We start from the raw sequence: 22,639 nt of genomic DNA on the forward strand, positions 1-22,639 counted from the left end.
GTAGAAAGGATATCAACCATGAACGCCGATTCATCGTCTAATACTCGGGCCGTTCTTGCGCTTGCCTCTTCCTCGCCGAGAAGGCGGGAACTGATCGCTCTGCTCGGGCTCCCGGTCCGCGTCGTTCCGAGCAGCGCGGACGAGAGCACGCCGCCCGGCTGGCTTCCCTCCCGGATCGTGGAGGAGCTGGCCCGCCGCAAAGCTCAAGCCGTCGCCGGACGGTCGGAAGCGACGGACGACGAAATGCTGATCGTCGTCGGCAGCGACACGATCGTCGTGCTGGACGGCGAGGCGATGGGCAAGCCTGCGGACGCTGAAGATGCGGTCGCGACGCTTCGCCGCCTGTCGGGCCGAACGCACGAGGTTTATACGGGAGTCAGCTGCATCGAGGTTCGGACCGGCCGAACGCTCACCGCCCACCGGGTGACGAGCGTCCGGATGAAGGAGCTGTCCGAGGAGCGGATCGCCCGCTATGTTGCGACGGGCGAGCCTCTCGACAAAGCCGGATCGTACGGCATTCAGGGGATCGGTTCGCTGCTTGTCGAAGGAATCGAAGGCTGCTATTTCAACGTCGTCGGGCTGCCGCTTTCGCTGCTCGCCGATTTGCTCGAACGTTACGGAATCGTGCTGCCATAGCCTTAGACTCCGGCGTGTACTGCTTGCCCGACGACCCGAAGACGATACCCGCGGCCGACGCGGACACGACGGGAAGAGGATTTGACTATGGAACAACGCTCCTACATGATTCGCGAGATTCCGCAGGACGAGCGTCCGCGGGAGAGAATGATCAAGCAGGGGGCTTCGGCGCTCAAGGATGCGGAGCTGCTGGCCATTCTGCTCGGCACCGGAACGCGCAACGAGTCCGCGATTCGGTTGGCCGAGCGCATTATCCAGGAATGCGGCGGGCTTCGCCGCTTCGCGGAAAGCTCATGGGACGAACTCACCCAGATTCGCGGCGTCGGCCCGGCCAAATCGCTGCAGCTCCAGGCTTCGATCGAGCTGGGCCGCCGGCTCGCCCGCTCCCGCCTGCCCGATATGATTCGGATCTCGCGGCCGCAGGATGCGGCGGACTTGCTGATGGAGGAGCTGCGCCATCTGCGGGAGGAGCATTTCGTCTGTCTGTTCCTCAATACGAAGAACCAGGTGATCGGCCGCCAGACGCTCTCCATCGGCAGCCTGAACGCGTCCGTCGTCCATCCGCGGGAGGTGTACCGCGCGGCGATTCGCCGCAGCAGCGCGTCCATTCTGTGCGCGCACAACCATCCGAGCGGAGATCCGACGCCAAGCCCGGAAGACGTAAGCTTGACCCGCCGGCTTGCCGAGGCGGGAGAACTGATTGGAATCGAGCTGCTCGACCATTTGGTAATCGGTGACAATCGCTTTATTAGTTTGAAGGAAGCCGGATGCTTGTAATATAATAAAAAGGATTGTCCCAACAGGAGGTAGCAGCATATGTTCGGTGGATTAACGCGCGATCTGGGGATCGACCTCGGTACCGCAAACACGCTTGTCTATGTCAAAGGAAAGGGAATCGCCGTCAGGGAACCGTCCGTGGTCGCCCTGCGTACCGATACAAAAAAGATCGAAGCCGTCGGCGAGACCGCGAAGAAGATGATCGGACGGACGCCGGGCAACATTCGGGCGATTCGTCCGATGAAGGACGGCGTCATCGCCGATTTCGAGACGACCGCGACGATGATCAAGTACTTCATTCGCCGAGCGCAAAAGGAACGCTCTTTCCCGCCCCGCCATCCCAACGTGATGGTGTGCGTACCGTCCGGGATCACCGCGGTGGAGAAGCGCGCGGTGGAAGACGCGACGAAGCAAGCCGGAGCCCGGGAAGCGTATACGATCGAGGAGCCGTTCGCGGCGGCGATCGGCGCCGATCTTCCGGTATGGGAGCCGACCGGCAGCATGGTCGTCGACATCGGCGGCGGAACGACCGAAGTGGCCGTCATCTCGCTGGGCGGCATCGTGACGAGCCGGTCGATTCGCGTGGCCGGAGACGAGATGGACGAATCGATCATGCAGTACATCAAGCGTCTCTATAACCTGATGATCGGCGAACGGACGAGCGAGCAGCTCAAGATGGAGATCGGCTCCGCCCTTCCGCTGGACAAGGTCGAGTCGATCGAGATCCGCGGACGCGATCTGGTATCGGGCCTGCCGAAGACGCTTGCCATCACGTCGGACGAGATTACGGAAGCGCTGGCCGATACGGTGAACGCGATCGTGGAGGCGGTCAAGGTGACGCTGGAGAAGTGTCCTCCCGAGCTGTCCGCCGACATCATGGACCGCGGCATCGTGCTGACCGGAGGCGGAGCGCTGCTGCGCAACTTGGACAAGATGCTGGCGCGCGAGACGGGAATGCCCGTCCTGGTCGCGGAGAACCCGCTCGACTGCGTGGCGGTCGGAACCGGAAGAGCGCTCGAAAACATTCACTTGTTCAAGTCGAGGGGCGGATCTTCCTCCCGCAAAAGGTAGGACCGGCCTGGAAGGGAGCCCGGCCAAGAGGGGAAGCAGGTGAACGGATATTTTTAAAATATTGCGAAACAAGCGCTTGTTTATTATGATGATCGGGCTCATCCTGTTCGTCGCCTTGCTGGGGTTCTCGTCGGGCCGTACCGGCCTGACCTGGCCGGAGCGGTTCCTGAACGACGCGTTCGGAACCGTGCAAGGAGCGTTATACCGGCCGGTCGGAGCCGTTGCGGGATTTTTCCGCGATCTCGGCCGGCTTTCGGACGTCTACAAGGAGAACGAGAGACTCCGGGAGACGGTTGCCCGCTATACGCAGGACAAGATCCGCTACAACATGATAGAGAACGATAATAAGAGGCTTCAAGACGAGCTGAATTTCACCGATCGCCAAAAGGAATTATACAATAATTATCAATATTTGATCGCGCAAGTCGTGGCCAGCGGATCGAACCCCTACGACCAGACGATCAAGATCAACCTTGGCTCGCACGACGGCATCAAGCCGAAGATGGCGGTTACGACGGTCGACGGCCTGGTCGGTCTCGTCAGCAAGGTGTCGGAATTCACCTCGACGGTGATGCCCATTACGGAGCTCGATCCCAATTCTCCCGACGCCATCTCGATCGCCGCCACGGTGCTCGGCAAGGAGGATCAGGCGTTCGGCATCGTGAGCTACGATAAGGAAAACAACCTGCTGCAGATGAACAAGATCGACGAGAACGCCACCGTGGCCGATGGGGATCTCGTCGTGACGTCCGATCTGGGCGGCCTGCTTCCCAAAGGCATGATCATCGGTACGGTGGTCAATACCCAAGTGGGCGATTTCGGGCTGACCCGAACCGCTTCGATTAAACCCGCGGCCAAGCTCGATCATCTGACCGAGGTGTTCGTCGTCGTCGCGCCGGACGTGGACGGGCCGTGACGATGCGGATGAACCTGACGATTCTTGCGACGATCGCGCTCCTGCTCGTTCAGACGTCCGTTTTGCCCTGGCTCATCCCGGACGTCTGGCACGACCGCCTGCTGCCGAATATCCCGTTTATCATGACCGTTTACGTCGCCTTGTTCGCGGGCCGGCACCGCGGATTCCTGTTCGGGCTTTGCTTCGGCTTGCTGCAGGACCTGCTGTTCTATGGACACCTGATGGGCGCTTACGGCTTCGGCATGGCTCTGATCGGCTACCTGATCGGCCTGGCGTTCGAGCGGCGGCCGCGCATTCTGAGCTCTACGATGCTGGCCGTCGGAGTCGGCAGCGCGGCGCTGGATTCGATCGTTTACTGGGTTTACAAGCTGTTTCAGGTGACGGACCTCTCCTACGGCTTCGCTCTCTATTGGGAGATCGTCCCGACGCTTCTGCTTCAATTGGTGATCGCTCTTCTATTGTACTTGCCCGTTCGTCGCTGGCTGCTCAAATCCGCTCCCTCTTCCGGCGAAGAGAGACCCGCTTGATGGACTCTTCTCGCGGTTTTTCGCGAGGGATGCAGGCAGGAATTCGGGTTCGCCTGGCAGAATTCATTTTACAAGGGGAGGGGCGGACGACGTTGAGCGGCAAACCGGCAATTACGATCAAGGGAACGAAGGAAGGGCTTGTGTTCCTGCTTGACGACCAGTGCGATCTCGCCTTGCTGCTGGACGAACTGCAAGCGAAGCTGGACAAGCATGAGCAGCAGCTTACGGGACCGATGGTGCATGTCGCCGTCAAGCTGGGCGCCCGCAAGCTTGGAGACGAGGACAAGGAGCGAATCCGCTCGGCGATTCGGAGACAGGGCAATTTTCTTGTCCAAAGCGTCGAGAGCGACGAGGCCGTCGATGAAAGTTCGGATGCGAAGCCGGTGCTGCAGACGAGAACGGGCATCGTGCGATCCGGTCAAACCGTCGAGCACGACGGTCATCTGCTGCTGATGGGAGACGTCAATCCCGGAGGCACGATCGTCTGCACCGGCGATATTTATATTATGGGAGCTCTGCGGGGAACCGCGCACGCGGGCTGCGCCGGCAACGAGAACGCCATCATCGCGGCCTCGCTCATGACGCCGACGCAGCTTCGAATCGCGGAAGTGATCAGCCGGCCGCCGGAGGAGTGGGCTTCTGCCGAGCCTACGATGGAATACGCGTTCCTGCGGAACGGCGTGATGGAGCTGGACAAGCTGACGCACCTGCAGAGCAGCCGCAAGGAAGTCATGCATTTCAAAGGAGTGTAGAGCGATGGGAGAAGCGATTGTCGTCACTTCGGGGAAGGGCGGCGTCGGCAAAACGACGACCTCGGCGAATCTGGGTACGGCGCTGGCGCTGCTCGGACGCAAGGTCTGCATGGTCGACACCGATATCGGCTTGCGCAACCTGGACGTCGTGATGGGGCTCGAGAACCGAATCGTCTACGACCTGATCGACGTGGCGGAAGGCCGCTGCCGGCTGAACCAGGCGCTGGTGAAGGACAAGCGGTTCGAAGAGCTGTATATGCTCCCGGCCGCGCAGACGAAGGACAAGGAGGACGTCTCTCCGGAGCAGGTCCGCAAGATCGTCGAGGACTTGAAGCCCGATTACGATTACGTCCTCATCGATTGCCCGGCCGGCATCGAGCACGGCTTCGACAATGCGGTCGCCGGCGCGGACCAGGCGATTATCGTGACGACCCCCGAGAATGCCGCGGTACGGGACGCGGATCGGGTCATCGGCATTTTGGAGAAGAGAGGGTTTCAGTCGCCCAAGCTGATCATCAACCGGATTCGCCCCAATATGCTGAGGAGCGGGGACATGCTGGAAATCGACGATATTTGCCAGGTGCTGGCGATCGATCTGATCGGCATCGTGCCGGACGACGAGCTTGTCATCAAAGCCGCCAACCTGGGAGAGCCGACGGTCATGAATCCATCTTCCCGAGCCGCCATCGCTTATCGCAACGTCGCCCGCCGGATGATGGGAGAGACCGTTCCGCTCATGCAGTTGGAAGAGAAGAGCAGCATGTTCGGGCGGATGAAGAAGTTTCTGGGAATGGGATGATTCCGCTTGCTCAACCGATTGAAGAAAATGGACTGGATGATGCTGCTGATTCTCTGCCTTTTGATGGCTATCAGCACGCTCATCGTCCGAAGCGCTACGCATAACGACCCTCAATACTACCACTTCGACGTCAAAACGGTCATTTATTACGGGGTCGGCTTCGTCCTCGTCATCCTGTTCACGTTGTTCGATTATCGGCTGCTTCTAAAGAGCTGGTACGTCTGGTATGCCATCGGCATCATTCTGCTCGTGCTGGTCTACATGTTCGCTCCCGTCACCAACGGAGCGCGCAGCTGGTTCAACCTTCCGGGGGGGCTCAAATTCCAGCCGGCCGAACTCATGAAGCTGTTTCTGATCATCGCGGTGGCGGCCGTCCTGGGACGCCGGGAAGGCGATCCGCTTCGGATGCGTTCGGACGTGATGATGATCGCCGCCGTTTCCTTCGTGCCGTTCCTGCTCGTCATGATCCAGCCGGACCTCGGCAACGCGATGATCTACCTGTTCATCGTGCTCGGCATGCTGTGGATCGGGAACATTCGATATACGTACGTCATTATCGGCCTCACAACCGTAATCGGCAGCCTCGTTCTGTTCGTCACCTTGTTCAACACCTTCAACGCCGACATCAAAGACTATCTGGAGACGCACGCGAAGGATAAAGTTCACTGGTACGAACGGATCAACACGTTTATCCACCCCGATCAGGCGACCGCGGACGAGCGGCATCAGTCCGAATTCGCCATGATCGCGATCGGTTCCGGGGGGCTGCAAGGCGACGGATATATGCAGGGCGAGTCCAAGAACCGCAAGTTCATCCCGTATCCGTATTCGGATTCGATCTTCGTCGTCATCGGGGAGGAGTTCGGATTTCAGGGCTCGGCGGTGCTTCTGCTTCTTTATTTCCTATTTATTTACCGAATGATCTTGATCGCGTACCAATGCTACGATTTGCGAGGCTCGTTCATCATAATCGGGATCGCTTCGATGATGGTGTTCCAGATCTTCCAGAACATCGGAATGATGATCGGGCTGATGCCGATTACGGGCATTACGCTTCCGTTCATCAGTTACGGCGGAACGTCTCTGCTGCTTAACATGATGTCGATCGGGCTCATCTTCAGCATCCGGGCCCATCAGGAGAAGTATTCGCTGGATACGTAGTAGCGTATAGAATTTTTTTCAAGCAGCGGCTCCCGGGCCGCTGCTTGATTGTTTCTGCCGGGCCGGATGCGTTGTTCCGAGGCAGCTTGGTCTAAACTTCGCGGACGGGCCATATCGTGGTAGAAAGGAGCGGACAAGGAGGGACGGCGATGGAAGTGCGCAAGCAGGTCCGGCGGCGAAGACGGGAGAGAGTGGAGGAACTGGTCGGAAAGCTGCCTTTCTCGGACCGCGGCCCGGCGGAAGATTCGCCGCGTAACGGCGATCCGCGCTACGGAAGCTATGGCGAGTTGCCGGAAGAGCCGGCACCGTGGGAAGAAGAGCCGGAATATCCGGAGGGCGAGCAAAGGGACAGTCTGACGGAGATGAACCGGTTGTGGAACGAAGAAGACGAACGCCAACTGCCGCCGGCAAATCCGCCAAAGCCCTCGACGCGTCACGTCAAACCATCGCATGCGGCTTCTGAACGGCTGCCGAACGAACCGCAGGAGCTTGATCCCGAGAAGTGGTGGAAGGAGCGGCAGCGTACCCAGTTCGCCGCGCCGGCCGGCCGGAACGCCGCAGACGGATCGCGGCGGCCGCCGGCGAAAGCGCAGGCTGCGCAAGGCGCGGCTTCTCCCGGGGGGCCGGGATTGCGGACCGGTCCGATCGGTTCTCTGGCCGACCTAAGCTCATATCGCGGTTTGTCGGGAACGGCCGGATGGGACGATGAGCCGCCCGAGAGGCCCCCCTTTCTGAGTCGGCTCATTCGCGGCTTGGCGGTTCGGTTCGTTTTGGCGCTGCTCGTATTCGCAGCCGTCTGGGGTTGGATGCATTCGGATCTGCCCGGGAACGGAGAAGTTCAAGCGCTGGCGATCCGCAGCGTCACGGAAGAGATGAACTTCGACGCGGTCGAAGCCTGGTATGAGAAGACGTTCGGGGGTTCTCCCGCATTCCTACCGATGTTTCGGCACCAGCAGCCGTCGCAGGCGGCGATCGCGGAGTGGAGCCGCGATCAGACGGTGCCTCCGCTGGAAGGGCGAATCATCCGGACATTCGCCCAAGACGGAGCGGGCATCCGCATGGCGGCGCCTTCGGGCTCGCCCGTCAAAGCCGTCCATAGCGGCAGAGTGACGAAGGTGACGACGGATGGCGAAGGCGTAGCGGCCGTATGGGTACAGCATCCGAACGAGATCGTAACGGAATACGAAGGATTGGAAAACCCGGAAGTGAAGCCCAGCGATTGGGTGGAAGCGGGACAAACGCTGGGCGGGCTCGCTTCTTCGAGCCGGGAGGACGGGGGGGACGCGGAGCTGTTCTTCGCCGTCATCCGCGGCGGCAAGACGATCGACCCGGCGGATGTGGTGCCGATTGCTTAAATGGAGAGGCGTCCGGTTTCGACTTCATCCGCTTTTCGTGATCCTGATGCTTCTCTCCATTCTGACCGGACGCTGGCTGGAGATCGTGACGCTGTTCGCCATCGTGCTTTTCCACGAACTCGGGCACTTGGCGATGGCGCTGCGCTTCGGCTGGCGGATTCGGGAGCTCAAGCTGCTCCCGTTCGGAGGCGTTCTGGAGGTGGAGGAAGCGGGGACGGTTCCCGCCCGGGAGGAGGCGATCGTCGCCATCGCCGGTCCGCTCCAGAACGTTTTTCTGGCTGCGTGCGGAGCGCTGGCCGGTTGGGCCGGCTGGGTCGACGCTACCTGGGCGGACGATTTCATCCGGGCGAATGCGTTTATCGCCCTGTTCAATCTGCTGCCGATTCTGCCTCTGGACGGAGGCAAGCTGCTGCAATGCTGGATGAGCTCGCGAATTCCCTACCATCGGACGCTCATCTGGAGCACCCGGATCAGCCTGCTGTTCAGCGCCGGAACGGTGCTGGCCGCCTTGTATCCTTTGCTGACCGGCGGCCTGCTGCAGCTTAACGTTCTGCTTATCGGAACGTTCCTCTGCGCATCGAATTGGACGTACCGGCGGAACGTGCCGTTCGTGTTCTTGCGGTTCCTCGTTCACCGGGCTAGAAGATCGGAAGGGCGCATCGAGGCCGGGACGCTTGCGCAGCCGATCGTCATCGCCGAGGAGCGTCCGACTTCCGCCGCGATCAAGCTGCTCATGAGAGAGAGATATCATCTCATCTATATCGTCCGCCAGGGGCAGATCCGGCGGGTGCTGCCGGAGGCGCAGATGATCGACGGGTTCCTGAATTCCTTGACGAATGGGCATGCGGACATGCGCTTTTTCATGTAAAATTGAGAAAAAGAAGCACCGACCCGGGAGGTCCGCATGAAGCAGCTGTTCGTCCATTGCACGCGCAACGCCACTTTTTCGGCTCTGCTGGAAGACGGGAGCCTGACGGAATTCGGCGTCGAACGATCGGAAGGCGTGTCGCTCGTCGGCAACATTTACAAAGGGCGAGTCGTGAACGTCCTGCCCGGCATGCAGGCCGCTTTCGTCGACATCGGGCTAGCCAAGAACGCGTTTTTGTACGTGGACGACGTGCTGCATCCGCATCTGGACAAGCAGCCCAAGGTAAAGCCTTCGATCTCGGAGCTGCTGAAGATCGGGGACGAGCTGATCGTTCAAGTGATGAAGGAGCCTCTTGGCGGCAAGGGCGCTCGCGTCACGACGCATTACTCGCTTCCCGGCCGTTGGCTCGTCTACATGCCGCGCGCCGACTATGTGGGCGTCTCGAAGAAGATCGAGCAGGAATCGGAGCGCGCTCGTCTCAAAACGCTGGCGGAGCAGCTCCGAATGTCCGGCGAAGGCGTCATTCTGCGTACGAACGCCGAAGGAGAACCGCGCGAAGCGTTGGCGGAAGATTTGGCCTCCCTGCGCGGGGTTTGGCAAGAGATCGAGCGGAAGGGAGCGGCGGCCCGAGCGCCTGTCGAGATGCACCGCGACTTCGGGCTCGTGCAGCGGCTTGTCCGCGACGTGTTCACGCCGGACACGGAAGAGCTGGTCGTCGATGACGAGCAAGCCTGCGAGGAAGCCCGCGCCTACTTGCGCCGGCTGAATCCGTCGTTTGCGAGCCGGGTCCGGTTGTACCGGGACTCGGTTCCGATGTACGACAAGACGGGCGTGAACGAGCAATTGGACAAGGCGTTCCAGCACCGCATTTGGCTGAAGAGCGGCGGCTATCTCGTCTGGGACCAGACGGAGGCGCTGACCGTGATCGATGTGAACACCGGCAAATATACCGGGAACGCCGACCTGGAAGAGACGGTCTTTCTGACGAACGCGGAGGCGGCCCGGGAGATCGCGCGGCTGCTGCGGCTCCGGGATGTCGGAGGCATCGTCGTCGTCGATTTTATCGACATGACCGACGAAGGACACCGGCAGGAAGTGGTCCAGCTTCTGGAGGGGGCGATGAGACGGGACCGGACGAAGTGTCAGGTACTCGGCTGGACCCGGCTCGGACTGCTGGAGCTTACCCGCAAGAAGGCGCGCGCCAACGTGGAAAGCTACTTCTACGAGACATGTGCCGCCTGCAAGGGAAAAGGGAAAATTTACATTCGTTGAAAAGCCGTTCAGATGGACCATCCCCGGCCTTTTCCTTCCCGAAAGCCGGATGAAGCGCTCGAATCTGCCCATTCTAATCATCGGGGCAACCCAACGATTCTAAGGGAGGAATTCGAGTTGAAGAAGCTGGCTATCGCCGTCCTGACCGGATGTTTGTTCATGTCCACCGCAGCAGTCGCTTCCGCCGCGCCGGCAGAGCATCACAAGACGCACAAGATGCATGCCAAGAGCACGGCCAAGCACAAGCTGCATGCGAAGAGCATGCACAAACACAAGCACAAGCTCAAGGCGAAGAGCAAGTCGAACGCCAAGATTCTGGGCGGCAGCAAGATCCGCGCCAAGAGCATCACGCCCAAGGCTCTTCCGAAAACCGGCTACGGCGGTACGAGCGAGTAACGACAACAGCGGTTCAAAAAGAGGGGAGACCCTCTTTTTGCGCTTAAAGGACGGATGAAATGAAGATATCGTCATTCATCTTTGTCTGGATGTGCTTCGTCGTCGTTGTCATCGCCGGCTGCTCGGCCGGCAACGGAGCCGCCGGCCCCGAAGCGGCCGGGCAGCCCTCTCCCCGGACGTTGTCCGCCGTTCCGCCGACGCCCGCTTCTCCCGTTCAGCCGGAGAGCGTGCAACTTCGTTCGGCGGAACCGGCTCCGGCTTCGCCGCCTCCGGTACTGCCGCCGAAGCCGGAACCGCAGCCGCGCGCACGGAATGCGGACAACGCCCGCCGGGCGGCGTTCACGCCGAACCGGCTGCTCATTCCGTCGGTGCGGATCGACGCTGCGGTCGAGCCGGTCGGCGTTCTGCCGAACGGGCAGATGGACGCTCCGGTCTCTTCGCAGAAGGCCGGCATTCTCGTTCCCGGCGTCAAGCCGGGGCAGCCCGGCAACGCCATTATCGCCGGTCACGAGGACAACTACCGCGGCCCCGCCTTGTTCTACCCGCTGAAAAAGCTAAAGGCAGGAGATCCGGTGCTCGTGATGAACGGCAAAGGGCGGTACCTTGTGTTCGAAGTCGTCTCGGTCGAGACGTACAAGACGGACAAGGCGCCGATCGACCGCATCTTCGGAGCCGCGGGCGAGCCGCGGCTGAACCTCATCACGTGTACCGGCAAATTCGACCGCAAGCTCAAGGAGCACGAGAAACGGCTGATCGTGTTCACCCGCTTGCTGAAGTAAACCCGAACCCGAGGCTTGGCGCCCGGAGCTTCGGGTTTTCTTTTTTGCCGATCGGTGGTTGTATTCGGGGTTTCGTTATGTTAGAATTCTATGGTGCGTGCAATGTGCTCTGATGGGAAACGGCATGCTACAACCGCACTTGATCGGGTTCTTCAAGTCCGGTCCGGCCGATCGGCATCGGCGCCGGCACCCGCTAAGGCGAGTCTTGGATATGGGGAGGTGCACACATGTACGCGATTATCGAAACCGGCGGCAAGCAGTACAAGGTTCAAGCGGGCGACGTCCTGTTCGTCGAGAAGCTCTCCGCGAACGAAGGCGACAGCGTGACGTTTGACAAGGTACTTGCCGTGTCCGGCGACAACGGCTTCGTAGCCGGCGCTCCGCTCGTGGCGGGCGCATCGGTAAAGGCGAAGGTCGAGAAGCACGTCAAAGGCCAAAAGATCATCGTCTTCAAGTATAAACCGAAGAAGAACGAGCGCAAGAAACAAGGCCATCGTCAACCGTACACGAAAGTGACGATCGAGAGCATTCAGGCGTAAGAGGCGCCGGACATGGTCACGGTCAAGATCGTTCGTGGACAAGACGGTCGGATTCGGCGGTTCTCCGTCTCCGGACACGCCCGGTTCGCCGATCCCGGCAAGGACATCGTCTGCGCCGGCATATCGGCCGTGACGGTCGGTGCCGTAAACGCGATCGAGAAGCTGACGGGACTCGTTCCCGAAGCCCGGATGCAGTCGGGCTGGCTGTCTGCGAGCGCGCCGGATTGCGGAGAAGCGTACAGGAACGATCAGGTTCAGCTGCTGCTGGAAGGAATGATCGTTTCACTGGAATCCATCGCGGATGAATACGGCAAGTACGTGAGAATACAAGAAGCCACCGAATAAAGAAGGAGGTTGCAACCATGTTGAAGCTGAATCTTCAGTTGTTCGCTTCGAAGAAGGGCGTCGGCTCCACGAAGAACGGACGCGACAGCCGCTCGAAGCGCCTGGGCGCCAAGCGCGCCGACGGCCAAGCGGTAACGGGCGGAACGATCCTCGTTCGCCAGCGCGGAACGAAGATCCACCCGGGCAACAACGTCGGCATCGGCAAAGACGATACGCTGTTCGCCCTCGTACCGGGCATCGTCAAGTTCGAGCGCTGGGGGCGCGATCGCAAGAAAGTGAGCGTCTACCCGGTGGAACAAGCGCCCGTCGCGGCTGCTCTCGAAGGCTAAACCGACACTTACTTCACCACCCCGGCCCGTTACGCGAGGCCGGGGTTTTTTCTTCGATTCATGAACGGGGATTTTCCCCCGATTGGTCCGGCTTCCATGTTATACTGAATTTGAGCGATAACGAGAGAGGGAACGGGTTGGGGGAAGTCGCGAACATGACGACCAAAGAAAGACTGTGGGTTCTGGCTGCGGGCGGCTCGCTTGTTTTGCCGGTCTGCGCAATGATCCTCTGGTCCGGCCGATGGTGGACGATCGTTCTGTTCGGCCTATGGACGGCTGGCGCGGCGGCAACGGCTATTGTCTTGGACCGCCGAATCGAGCGCGCTCGCTACGCCCGAATGCTGGACCTGGTTCAGCGATCGGCCATCGAGACGCTCAGCCATCATCGGCACGACTGGATGAACGAGCTGCAGATTCTTTACGGATACTTGAGATTGAACAAGCCTGATAAAGCGGTCGCCGTAGTGGATAGAATAAGGGGCAGAATGGAGCACGACAGCCGTATTTCCCATCTGGGAATTCCGAAGCTGGCGGCGTTCTTTTTGTCGTTCCGCACGGTATGCGATACGATGCGGCTCGACGTCGAGGTGGAGGAAGGGTTCCGCCTTCCGGACCCCGAGATGGACCAGGACCGGTTGACCGACGCGGTCATCGGACTGATCAATGTCGTTCGGCTTCGCGCTCTTTCGGCTGCCGAAGAGGAGAACGTGCTCCGGCTCCGGCTTCGGTCGGACGAGCGGAGCGTCGTGCTGGAGATGGATTACAACGGCAGGCTGGCTGCGAGAGACAGCCTGTACGGAGAATGGGAACGCGTGCTGGACGGGTTCGGAAGCGTCACTTTCCCCCGGGATGTCCGGGAAGGCGAGATCCGCGGAACGGTCGTCGCGTTTCCTTCCGCAGGGCGGGCCGGCTGACGGAGCCAGGCAGACAAAGCCGCGGATCGGGCAGGATTAAAGGACGGAGAATGGCGACGAGCTTCGTCTTCGCCGGACTTCTAAACGGAGTGAACTCACCATGTTTGTGGATAAAGCGAAAATATACGTCAAAGGCGGAGACGGCGGGGACGGTCTCGTCGCGTTCCGGCGCGAGCTGTACGTGCCGGAAGGCGGACCGGCGGGCGGAGACGGCGGCAAGGGCGGAGACGTCGTCTTCCGGGTCGACGAGGGCCTCCGGACGCTGATGGACTTCCGTTATCAGCGGCACTTCAAGGCGCCGCGGGGCGTGAAGGGCAAGAACAAGACGCAGCACGGAGCCAACGCGGAAGACTTGATCGTTCGCGTGCCTCCGGGCACGGTCGTTTACGACGACGATACCGGCGAGATGCTGGCGGATCTGACGGCGAACGGCCAGGAGGTCGTTATCGCCAAAGGCGGCCGCGGCGGCCGGGGCAATACCCGGTTCAAGAGTCCGGCCAACACGGCTCCGGCCATCGCGGAGAACGGAGAAGAAGGCCAGGAGCGATGGGTGACGCTGGAGCTGAAGGTGATGGCGGACGTCGGGCTGGTCGGATTTCCGAGCGTCGGCAAGTCGACGCTGCTGTCGGTCGTGTCCGCGGCGCAGCCGAAGATCGGGGCGTACCATTTCACGACGCTGACGCCGAATCTGGGCGTCGTGCAAGTGTCGGACGAGCGCAGCTTCGTCATGGCGGACTTGCCGGGACTGATCGAAGGAGCGCATACCGGCATCGGGCTGGGCCACGAGTTTTTGCGCCATGTGGAGCGCACGAGGATTATCGTTCATGTCGTCGACATGTCCGGCATGGAAGGCCGCGACCCTTACGACGACTGGGTGAAAATCAACGACGAACTGAAGCTCTATAACGCGAAGCTCGCCGAGCGTCCGCAGATCGTGGCGGCGAACAAGATGGACATGCCCGAATCGGAAGAGCAGCTCGCCGTCTTCCGGCAGAAAGCGGAAGCCGACCGGCCGGGCATCGAGATCATGCCGATCTCTTCGCTGACGCGGCAGGGAGTGCCCGAGCTGCTGTACCGCGTCGCGGATCTGCTCGAATCGCTTCCCGATCCGTCGGAGCTGCAGGCGGAGGAACGAACGGATGATGAGGAAGGCGTCGTCTACCGGATGGAGGAACGTCCTTCGGACCACGAATTCCGCATCACCCGCGACAACGAGGTGTTCGTCGTCGAGAGCGAGTCGATCGAGAAGCTGCTGAAGCGGACGCAGTTCGCTTCCTACGAAGCGGTCATGCGCTTCGGACGCATCCTGCGCAACATCGGCGTCGATGCGGAGCTTCGCAAGCGGGGCGCCAGGGACGGCGCGACGATCCGGATCGGCGATTTCGAATTCGAGTTTTTCGAAGGCGGATCGGACGATTATTTGTTCGAGGATCGATAATGGTGAAGGGCCAATCGGCGGCAACGGTCCGGTTGGCCTTTCGCTTTTGCGGACCGTGTTGCGATAGCCTCGTTTTGCCTATTGCCGCTCCCAGCGATTTTCGCTATAATGTCCACTATACGAATACATTCGTCTTTCCTGGGAGGACGTGGCATGGCGGAACGTTACTTCGTCGTTCGCGAGGATCTTCTGCCGGAAGGCATTCTGAAGACCGAGCAAGCCAAGGAATTGCTCCGGCGCGGGGAAGCGGGGACGATTCACGAGGCCGCGGAGCGCGTGGGCCTCAGCCGCAGCGCGTTCTACAAGTACAAGGACGGAGTCTATCCGCTTGAGCAGGCGGCGCGCGAGCAGATCGCCACGCTGGCCATGGATCTGGAGCACCGCTCCGGCGTGCTGTTCCGGGTGCTCGGGATGATGGCGCAAAGCGGGGGGAACGTGCTCACGATCTCTCAATCGATGCCGCTGCAGGGGATCGCCAATGTCGTCGTGACGCTGGAAATATCCGGACTGCCGGGAACGCTGTCCGAACTGGTCGACCGGCTCCGCTCGCAAGAAGGCGTCAAGCGAGCGGCCGTCGTCGGGCGCAGTTAGACCGGAGCCCGGTTGTTCATGGACCGGAACGGTCGATCGCCTATTGTATCGCAAGGCCGTTTTTTCGCATTTTGCATGGAGGGGGAACCAACGCATGAAGCCGGTTAAAGTAGGATTGCTCGGACTCGGAACCGTAGGAACGGGCGTCGTTCGCATCGTGGAAGGCCATCAGGAGGATTTGCAGAGCCAGGTCGGCTCGCCGATCTCCATCTCCAAAATTCTCGTCAAGGACCGCGCCAAGCAGCGCGGCGTCTCGGTCGATTCGGCCAAGCTGACGGAGGATCCGTGGGAGATCGTCCGCGATCCCGAGATCGATATCGTCATCGAAGTGATGGGAGGCATCGACTCGACGAAGGAGTATCTTCTCGAGGCGCTGGAGCGCGGCAAGCACGTCGTGACCGCGAACAAGGATCTGATGGCGCTGCACGGCCAGGAGATTCTGGCCAAGGCCGCGGAGAAAGGCTGCGACGTTTTCTACGAAGCGAGCGTCGCCGGGGGCATTCCGATCATCCGGACGCTGATCGAAGGGTTCTCCTCCGACCGGATCACGAAGATCATGGGCATCGTCAACGGAACGACGAACTACATCCTGACCAAGATGAGCCAGGAAGGCGCGGCTTATGCCGACGTGCTGAAGGAAGCTCAAGCGCTCGGCTACGCCGAGGCCGATCCGACGTCGGACGTGGAAGGATTGGACGCGGCCCGCAAAATGGCCATTCTGTCCACGCTCGGCTTCCGCGCCAACGTCGCGCTGGACGACGTCGACGTCAAAGGGATCAGCTCGGTTACGCAGGAGGACATCCGCTACGCCCGGCAGCTCGGCTACGAGCTGAAGCTGCTCGGCATCGCCGAGCGTCAGGACGATTACATCAGCGTCGGCGTGCAGCCGACGATGGTCAAGAAAAGCCACCCGATCGCCGCCGTGAACGGCGTGTTCAACGCCGTCTACGTATACGGGGAAGCGGTGGGCGAGACGATGTTTTACGGCCCGGGAGCAGGAGAAATGCCGACGGCGACGTCGGTCGTGGCGGACCTGGTCGCCGTCGCCAAGAACAGCAAGCTGGGCGTCAACGGCCGTCAGGCTACGCTGGCTTACAAGGAGAAGAAGCTGAAAACCGACGAGCAGATCGCCGCTAAATATTTCCTGCTGCTGCATGTGGAAGATCGTGCGGGCGTGCTCGCCCAGATCGCGCAAGTGTTCTCCCAATGCGAGATGAGCATCGAATCGGTCATGCAGCCGGCGACGCCGGACCGTCCGGGCGCGGAGCTTATCATCACGACGCACAGCACGACCAAAGCGTCGCTCAAAGCGGTGCTGGAATCGTTCAAGAGCCTGTCTTCGATCCGGACGATCAAGAGCGTCTATCGCTTGGAAGGCTGAGGGATGCGCGATGAATCTTGAATTGACCAACCAGCCGTCGGCGCTTCGGGTGCGGGACCGGGTCGTCGTCAAAGTGCCGGCCAGCACCGCAAATCTCGGACCGGGCTTCGATACGCTCGGGATGGCGCTGTCGCTGTTCGCCTGGATCGACCTGCGGCCGGCCGCTCCGGGCGAGACGACGACCTTCACCATGATGGGCGAAGAGCTGGCCGGCTTGCCGCGGGACAAGAGCAACCTGATGTACAAGGTGGCCCAGTCCGTATTCGCCCGCGCAGGCGTCGATCTTCCCGAGCTGCATATTGCGTTTCGCAGCGACATCCCGCTTGCGCGCGGACTCGGCAGCAGCGCCTCGGCGATCGTCGGCGCGCTGGTCGCGGCGAACGAGCTGATCGGCGCGCCGCTGTCCGAGGACGAGCTTTTCCAGATGTCGACCGCGCTGGAGAACCATCCCGACAACGTCGGCGCTTCGCTGTTCGGCGGAATCGTCGTCGCTTCCTGGGACGAAACGCGCGCCGACGCGGTCCGGCTGGAGCCTCCGGCGGCTTTGGAGACGCTCGTCGCCATTCCGGATTTCGAGCTGGAGACGAAGAAGGCGCGGAACGTCCTGCCGTCGCAAGTATCGATGCGCGACGCCGTGCTGAACGTCAGCCGCAGCTCGCTGCTGACGGCAGCGCTGGCGACCGGCAAGCTGGAACTGCTGCGGAACGCGCTGGCGGATCGGCTGCACCAGCCGTACCGGGCGGCGCTCGTTCCCGGCATGGAGCGGATCCTCGCCGAAGCGCGGGAGCACGGGGCGCTGGGCGCCGTGTTGTCCGGAGCCGGGCCGACGCTGCTGGTGATGGCCGAAGCGGGAGCGGACCGGGAGCGGATCGAGCGCTTCGTTGCGGAGACGATGGCCGCGGAAGGCGTAGGCGTCGCGACGCGCTGGCTGAGGCCGTGCAAGCGCGGACCGGAGACGGCGGTGCTGGATCGCGGGCACCCGCGGTTCGGCATGGAGCCGCAGGCGGTGCTGCCTGCGGACGATGAGGAGGTGGGCGCATGAGCCGGGCGCATACCGCCGCCGTGCTTCCGAAAGGAAGCTTTTCGGACGAGGCGGCGCAATATTTTCTCAAAGATGTTCCGGTCGAACTAAAGTATCATAAATTGATCGCGGACGTCTTCAAGTCGACGGCGAAGGGAGACACCGATTGGAGCGTCGTTCCGATCGAGAACACGATCGACGGCTCCGTAAGCCTTCACATCGATTGGCTCGTTCACGAAGTCGATCTTCCGATCCGCGCGGAATGGGTATTCCCGGTCATACAGAATCTGGTCGGCCGGCAGGACGAGCTGTCCGACCCCGGGGCCGGGACGTGGAATCCGCAGCGCATCGTCAAGGTGCTCAGTCACCCGGTCGCCATGGCCCAATGCTATGAATTTCTGCGGGCGCGTCTGCCGCATGCCGAGCTCGAGACGCTGGCCAGCACGGCCGAAGCGATCCGCGCCGTGCGCGACAATCCCGGCCGCGGCTGGGCGGCGATCGGCACCCATACCGCCGCCGAAGACTGCGGACTGGACCTGCTCGAAGAAGCGGTGACCGATCACGACAACAACTACACCCGGTTTTTGCTGGTCGGGAACACTCCTTTCGAGAAAGCGGGAGCTTCGCTTCGGAAGACGAGCATTCTGATCACGCTGCCGGAAGACTATCCGGGAGCTCTCCACCAGGTACTGTCCGCCTTCGCCTGGCGCCGCATCAATCTGTCCAAGATCGAATCGCGGCCGACGAAGAAGAAGCTGGGCAACTACTACTTTTTTATCGATATCGAGATGTCTTTGGACACGGTGCTGCTTCCTGCGGCGATCGCCGAGATCGAAGCGATCGGCTGCCAGGTTCGCATATTGGGTTCCTACCCGAGCTTTTCATACGAATAAATACATCGGAGGTGCGCTTAACGCATGTCGGAGCAATGGATTTATTTGAATGGCGAGTACGTCACGAAGGAGAACGCGAAAATATCGGTCTTTGACCACGGTTTTTTGTACGGGGACGGGATTTTCGAGGGTATCCGGATTTATGACGGGAACATCTTCCGCTGCAAGGAACACCTGGATCGGCTCTACGATTCCGCCAAATCCATCATGCTGGATATCCCGCTGTCTTATGGCGAGATGCAGGACGCTCTGGTCGAGACGATCCGCAAGAACGGCATGCGGAACGGCTACATCCGTCTCGTCGTCTCCCGCGGCCCGGGCAACCTCGGACTCGATCCGACCCGCTGTCCGGCGGCGTTCGTCGTCATCATCGTCGAAGAGCTGGCGATCTATCCGGAGGAAGCTTACCGCGAAGGCCTGCGCTCCGTATCGGTCAGCCCGCGGCGCAACCTGCCGGACGCGCTCAACCCGAAGATCAAGTCGCTGAACTACCTGAACAACATTCTGGTGAAAATCCAGTCCAACCTCGCCGGCGTCGGCGAAGCGATCATGCTGAACTCGCAAGGATTCGTGGCGGAAGGATCCAGCGACAACATCTTCATCGTCAAGCGGGGAGTCGTTTATACGCCGCCATGCTATATCGGAGCGCTGGAGGGCATCACGCGCGGAGCCATCATCGATCTGTGCGATCGGCTCGGCTACAAGCTGAAGGAAGAACCGTTCACGCTGCATGACGTGTACACCGCCGACGAAGCGTTCTTCACCGGCACCGCCGCGGAAGTCATCGCCGTTCGGGAAGTCGACGGGCGAGTGATCGGGCAAGGCCAGGCTGGCCCGATCACCACGCATCTGCTGCAGGAATTCCGCAAGATCGTCACCGTCGAAGGCGTCAAAGTGTTCGAATAAAAAGGCGCTTCTTGCGCCGGCCTCAACCGTTCCACCCTTTTGGGCGGGGCGGTTTTTTATTGTTTAGGAGATTCTGCGACTTGATTTCCTGTGGGTAACGGGGACTCCCCCAAAAGGAATCGGAATCAGCTTCGGAGACATACTGGATAGGCTACAGTAAGTTGGACAGAAAAATGGAGGGCTAGTAGAATGGACTCACCAGATAAGGAGCGAAACTACAATGCCCCAACCAAGATGAAAGTTCACACCAGAATTTAAAAGCCAGATGGTTCAGTTGTACGAAAGCGGAAAGTCCCGAAGCGATATCGTTCGGGAATATGATTTGACAGCGTCCGCTCTAAATCGTTGGATTACTCAAAGTCAGAAATCCGGTTCTTTTACCGAGCAAGCAAATCGTTCACCTGAAGAAAATGAGCTTATTGCACTGCGCAAAGAAGTACAGCGCCTGAAGATGGAGAACGACATTTTAAAGCAAGCCGCGCTGATCATGGGACGAAAGTAAATGTGATTCGCAACAATGCCCACAAATACTCGGTATCCGCAATGTGTAACGTCCTGCAAATCCCAAGAAGTTCGTATTGAGGACGCCGTCATCGATATCTTCTCCAAGAGCCGTAACAACTACGGCACACGGAAAATCAAGGTGGAGCTGGGGAAACGGTCTGTGCAGGCTTCTCGCCGTAAAATTGGACAGATCATGAAGAAGCATGGTTTGGTCTCCACGTATACGGTAGCGCAATACAAGCCGCACAAGAGCGATTCCAATGAGTCTGAGGCGAAGAACCAATTAAAGCGTAAGTTCAATCAGGAAGAGCCATACGCCGTTGTGGTGAGCGATTTGACATACGTACGAGTAGCAGGCAAGTGGAACTACGTATGTCTTTTTATCGACCTGTTTAACCGCGAAATCATCGGATATAGCTGTGGGGCCAGGAAGGACGCTGCGCTCGTCTATAAGGCCATTGCGAGCATCTCCGTTCGGTTGGACCGCATTCAAATGTTCCATACCGATCGTGGCAGAGAATTCGACAACAAACTGATTTCGAAAGCGCTGAGACATTCGGTATTAGCCGCTCCCTCAGTAACAAAGGTTGCCCGTATGATAACGCGGTGGCAGAAGCGACCTACAAAATATTCAAAACGGAATTCGCCAATCGGACTCACTTTCAAAGCCTGAAACAGTTGGCTCTGGAACTCAGCGATTACGTTCATTGGTTCAATCATCATCGAATTCATGGAACGCTAGAGTACCGCACGCCCGTTGAAGCTAGAACCCAGCCCTCATAATCGTTGTCCAGTTTAGTGTTGACAATCCAATACTTCTCTTTTAGGGGTTAATTCGGGGGCTCCCCCAAAAGGAATCGGAATCAGCTTCGAAGATTTACTTCACTTTTGGGGGATTTGTTATGTCGAACAGGCTGTCGGAATCATGAAGGCTTATCCCACCGAATAAGCGGGGATTTTTCCGTTTGTCGCAGAGGTTCCCCGTTCTTTGGAGTTTTTTTGGCGAGAGGATGTCATTTGCCCATCTCCTGCATAGGATGTAATGATTGTGCGAGGGCATTCGCCCGCACGTGATCCAAGATGCGATCAGGAGGGAACGGCTTGAAAATCCATATGGTCAAAAAGGGCGACACGTTGTATCAAATCGCCCAAAAGTATCATGTGCCGCTGGATGAGCTGGTGCAGGCGAATCCGGAAATCACGAACCCGGACGCCATCGAGGTCGGAATGAAGATCAAAATTCCGATGCCGGCAACGCCCGCTTACGAAGTGATGCACCAACACACCGTTCAGCAGGGAGACACGCTGTGGAAGCTGTCGAAGGCTTGGGGCATTCCGCTGGAACTGATGATCAAGGCCAACCCGCAGCTCAAAAATCCGAACGTGCTTCTGACGGGCGAAGTGGTCAACATTCCGAAAATGCCTTCCGGCGATACGAATCCGGGAACCGGAACGGCTGACGGAACGGACATGGGTTCGGGCGCCGCCGATCCCGTCGACGGGCATCATCACGAACACCACCAAGGCCATCATCATGAACATCACCACGGCCACATGATGGAACACGACGGCCACGGGATGGAGCACGATGGCCACGGGATGGTGAGCGGGGAACAGGGTCACCATGCCGGGCCCAACGTCAAGCCGAATACCGGTGCAAAGCCCAACACCGGCGCGAAGCCGAATACCGGCGTAAAGCCGAGCACCGAAGTCAAACCCAGTACGGAGGCGAAGCCGATCACGGAAGCGAAGCCCATTACGGAAGCGAAACCGAACACGGAAGTCAAACCGATCGCGGAAGCGAAGCCCGCTCCCCAAGCGCCCATACAGCTTCCGCCGGTGAAGATCGAATTCGAACAGCATATCGACTTGTTCGAGCAGATCCCGATTCCGGCCAAGGAGGCCGTATCCCCCGTCGCCGAAAAGACATACCAAAAGCCTGCCGTCAGCCCCGTTCAAGAAATGCCTAATCCTTACGGCCACGGCCACGGGTACGCGCAAGAATGGGGCGGCTTGGCATCCCCCTTTCCGATGACGGAAGGCGTATCGAACGCGAATCCCGCGCTTTACGGCTACGGAGCACCGAACATGCCGATGGTCTCCCCGGCGGCGACGGGCAAGGAGATGGTCTCGCCTGCAGCCGAATGGCCGCAACAGGAATGCCACCCGTGCAGCGGCGCTCCGGTCGCATGGCCTGGCTTAACGCAAACGTCCCCGGCGAACATGGGACCGTCCTATGACGGTTACGGAACGCAGGTATCTCCGGCGAACATGGGACCTTCTTATGACGATTACGGAACTCAAGTGTCACCTGCGAACATGGGTCCGGCAAATGTCAGCTACGGAACGCAAGTGTCCCCGGCAAACATGGGACCGTCTTTCGATGGCTATGGAACGCAAGTATCCCCGGCGAACACGGGGCCGTACACCGGCTATGGCATGCCGCAGGTATCCCCGGCGTTTATGGGT

24 protein-coding genes, 1 pseudogene and 1 other annotated feature are annotated in these 22,639 nt (G+C 60.0%); all 25 genes and pseudogenes read left to right on the forward strand.

Annotated features, from left to right (window positions below; translation table 11 throughout):
* Positions 1-18: 18 nt before the first annotated feature.
* Positions 19-636, forward strand: a complete 618-nt coding sequence (locus tag H7C18_RS00180; protein WP_185126988.1) for a Maf family protein — start codon at positions 19-21, stop codon at positions 634-636.
* Positions 637-723: 87 nt separating this feature from the next.
* Positions 724-1,413, forward strand: coding sequence for a RadC family protein (gene radC / locus H7C18_RS00185; RefSeq protein ID WP_185126989.1), 690 nt, complete (start codon positions 724-726; stop codon positions 1,411-1,413).
* A 39-nt stretch (positions 1,414-1,452) separates the two neighbouring features.
* Positions 1,453-2,484 carry a rod shape-determining protein gene (locus H7C18_RS00190; RefSeq protein WP_185126990.1) on the forward strand — a complete coding sequence of 344 codons (1,032 nt, stop codon included), beginning with the start codon at positions 1,453-1,455 and terminating at the stop codon, positions 2,482-2,484.
* A gap of 61 nt (positions 2,485-2,545) precedes the next feature.
* Positions 2,546-3,400, forward strand: a complete 855-nt coding sequence (mreC, locus tag H7C18_RS00195) for a rod shape-determining protein MreC (protein ID WP_238357372.1) — start codon at positions 2,546-2,548, stop codon at positions 3,398-3,400.
* Between the two features lie 2 nt (positions 3,401-3,402).
* A complete protein-coding gene (mreD, locus tag H7C18_RS00200) occupies positions 3,403-3,927 on the forward strand; it encodes a rod shape-determining protein MreD (protein ID WP_238357383.1) in 525 nt (174 codons plus the stop codon).
* A 92-nt stretch (positions 3,928-4,019) separates the two neighbouring features.
* Positions 4,020-4,679, forward strand: coding sequence for a septum site-determining protein MinC (locus H7C18_RS00205; RefSeq protein WP_238357373.1), 660 nt, complete (start codon positions 4,020-4,022; stop codon positions 4,677-4,679).
* A gap of 4 nt (positions 4,680-4,683) precedes the next feature.
* Positions 4,684-5,478, forward strand: a complete 795-nt coding sequence (gene minD / locus H7C18_RS00210) for a septum site-determining protein MinD (protein ID WP_185126992.1) — start codon at positions 4,684-4,686, stop codon at positions 5,476-5,478.
* Between the two features lie 6 nt (positions 5,479-5,484).
* Positions 5,485-6,639 (forward strand): FtsW/RodA/SpoVE family cell cycle protein, encoded by a 1,155-nt coding sequence (locus H7C18_RS00215; RefSeq protein WP_185126993.1) that lies wholly within the window; start codon positions 5,485-5,487, stop codon positions 6,637-6,639.
* A gap of 149 nt (positions 6,640-6,788) precedes the next feature.
* Entirely contained in the window at positions 6,789-7,994 is a 1,206-nt protein-coding gene (locus H7C18_RS00220) for a M23 family metallopeptidase (RefSeq protein ID WP_185126994.1), read from the forward strand.
* Entirely contained in the window at positions 7,987-8,862 is an 876-nt protein-coding gene (locus H7C18_RS00225) for a M50 family metallopeptidase (protein ID WP_185126995.1), read from the forward strand. Before H7C18_RS00220 ends, H7C18_RS00225 begins: the two co-directional genes overlap by 8 nt.
* A gap of 36 nt (positions 8,863-8,898) precedes the next feature.
* A complete protein-coding gene (locus H7C18_RS00230; protein WP_185126996.1) occupies positions 8,899-10,134 on the forward strand; it encodes an Rne/Rng family ribonuclease in 1,236 nt (411 codons plus the stop codon).
* 117 nt (positions 10,135-10,251) lie between these two features.
* Positions 10,252-10,530 (forward strand): hypothetical protein, encoded by a 279-nt coding sequence (locus H7C18_RS00235; protein ID WP_185126997.1) that lies wholly within the window; start codon positions 10,252-10,254, stop codon positions 10,528-10,530.
* Between the two features lie 59 nt (positions 10,531-10,589).
* Positions 10,590-11,309: a class F sortase gene (locus tag H7C18_RS00240; protein WP_185126998.1), complete on the forward strand. Its 720-nt coding sequence runs from the start codon at positions 10,590-10,592 to the stop codon at positions 11,307-11,309.
* Between the two features lie 121 nt (positions 11,310-11,430).
* Positions 11,431-11,525, forward strand: a sequence feature (ribosomal protein L21 leader region).
* 11 nt (positions 11,526-11,536) lie between these two features.
* Positions 11,537-11,848, forward strand: a complete 312-nt coding sequence (gene rplU / locus H7C18_RS00245) for a 50S ribosomal protein L21 (protein WP_185126999.1) — start codon at positions 11,537-11,539, stop codon at positions 11,846-11,848.
* A 12-nt stretch (positions 11,849-11,860) separates the two neighbouring features.
* Positions 11,861-12,193, forward strand: coding sequence for a ribosomal-processing cysteine protease Prp (locus tag H7C18_RS00250; protein WP_185127000.1), 333 nt, complete (start codon positions 11,861-11,863; stop codon positions 12,191-12,193).
* Positions 12,194-12,210: 17 nt separating this feature from the next.
* Positions 12,211-12,522, forward strand: coding sequence for a 50S ribosomal protein L27 (gene rpmA, locus H7C18_RS00255; RefSeq protein ID WP_185127001.1), 312 nt, complete (start codon positions 12,211-12,213; stop codon positions 12,520-12,522).
* A gap of 155 nt (positions 12,523-12,677) precedes the next feature.
* Complete coding sequence (locus H7C18_RS00260) at positions 12,678-13,436, forward strand: Spo0B domain-containing protein (protein ID WP_185127002.1); 759 nt, start codon at positions 12,678-12,680, stop codon at positions 13,434-13,436.
* 100 nt (positions 13,437-13,536) lie between these two features.
* The gene (obgE, locus tag H7C18_RS00265) at positions 13,537-14,874 is read left to right on the forward strand and encodes a GTPase ObgE (protein ID WP_185127003.1); all 1,338 of its coding nucleotides are present in this window, start codon (positions 13,537-13,539) and stop codon (positions 14,872-14,874) included.
* A 153-nt stretch (positions 14,875-15,027) separates the two neighbouring features.
* Positions 15,028-15,465 carry an ACT domain-containing protein gene (locus H7C18_RS00270; RefSeq protein WP_185127004.1) on the forward strand — a complete coding sequence of 146 codons (438 nt, stop codon included), beginning with the start codon at positions 15,028-15,030 and terminating at the stop codon, positions 15,463-15,465.
* Positions 15,466-15,559: 94 nt separating this feature from the next.
* Positions 15,560-16,846, forward strand: coding sequence for a homoserine dehydrogenase (locus H7C18_RS00275; RefSeq protein WP_185127005.1), 1,287 nt, complete (start codon positions 15,560-15,562; stop codon positions 16,844-16,846).
* 10 nt (positions 16,847-16,856) lie between these two features.
* Positions 16,857-17,888: a homoserine kinase gene (gene thrB, locus H7C18_RS00280; protein WP_185127006.1), complete on the forward strand. Its 1,032-nt coding sequence runs from the start codon at positions 16,857-16,859 to the stop codon at positions 17,886-17,888.
* The gene (gene pheA / locus H7C18_RS00285) at positions 17,885-18,760 is read left to right on the forward strand and encodes a prephenate dehydratase (protein WP_185127007.1); all 876 of its coding nucleotides are present in this window, start codon (positions 17,885-17,887) and stop codon (positions 18,758-18,760) included. Before thrB ends, pheA begins: the two co-directional genes overlap by 4 nt.
* 24 nt (positions 18,761-18,784) lie before the next feature.
* Complete coding sequence (gene ilvE / locus H7C18_RS00290) at positions 18,785-19,666, forward strand: branched-chain-amino-acid transaminase (protein WP_185127008.1); 882 nt, start codon at positions 18,785-18,787, stop codon at positions 19,664-19,666.
* Between the two features lie 265 nt (positions 19,667-19,931).
* Positions 19,932-20,953 (forward strand): annotated as a pseudogene (locus H7C18_RS00295) (IS3 family transposase).
* 318 nt (positions 20,954-21,271) lie between these two features.
* On the forward strand, positions 21,272-22,639 hold a 1,368-nt coding region (locus tag H7C18_RS00300), incomplete at its 3' end, for a LysM peptidoglycan-binding domain-containing protein (RefSeq protein WP_185127009.1).

Origin of the sequence: Cohnella zeiphila (genome assembly GCF_014212055.1) — a bacterium.
Classification (GTDB): Bacteria; Bacillota; Bacilli; order Paenibacillales; family Paenibacillaceae; genus Cohnella; species Cohnella zeiphila.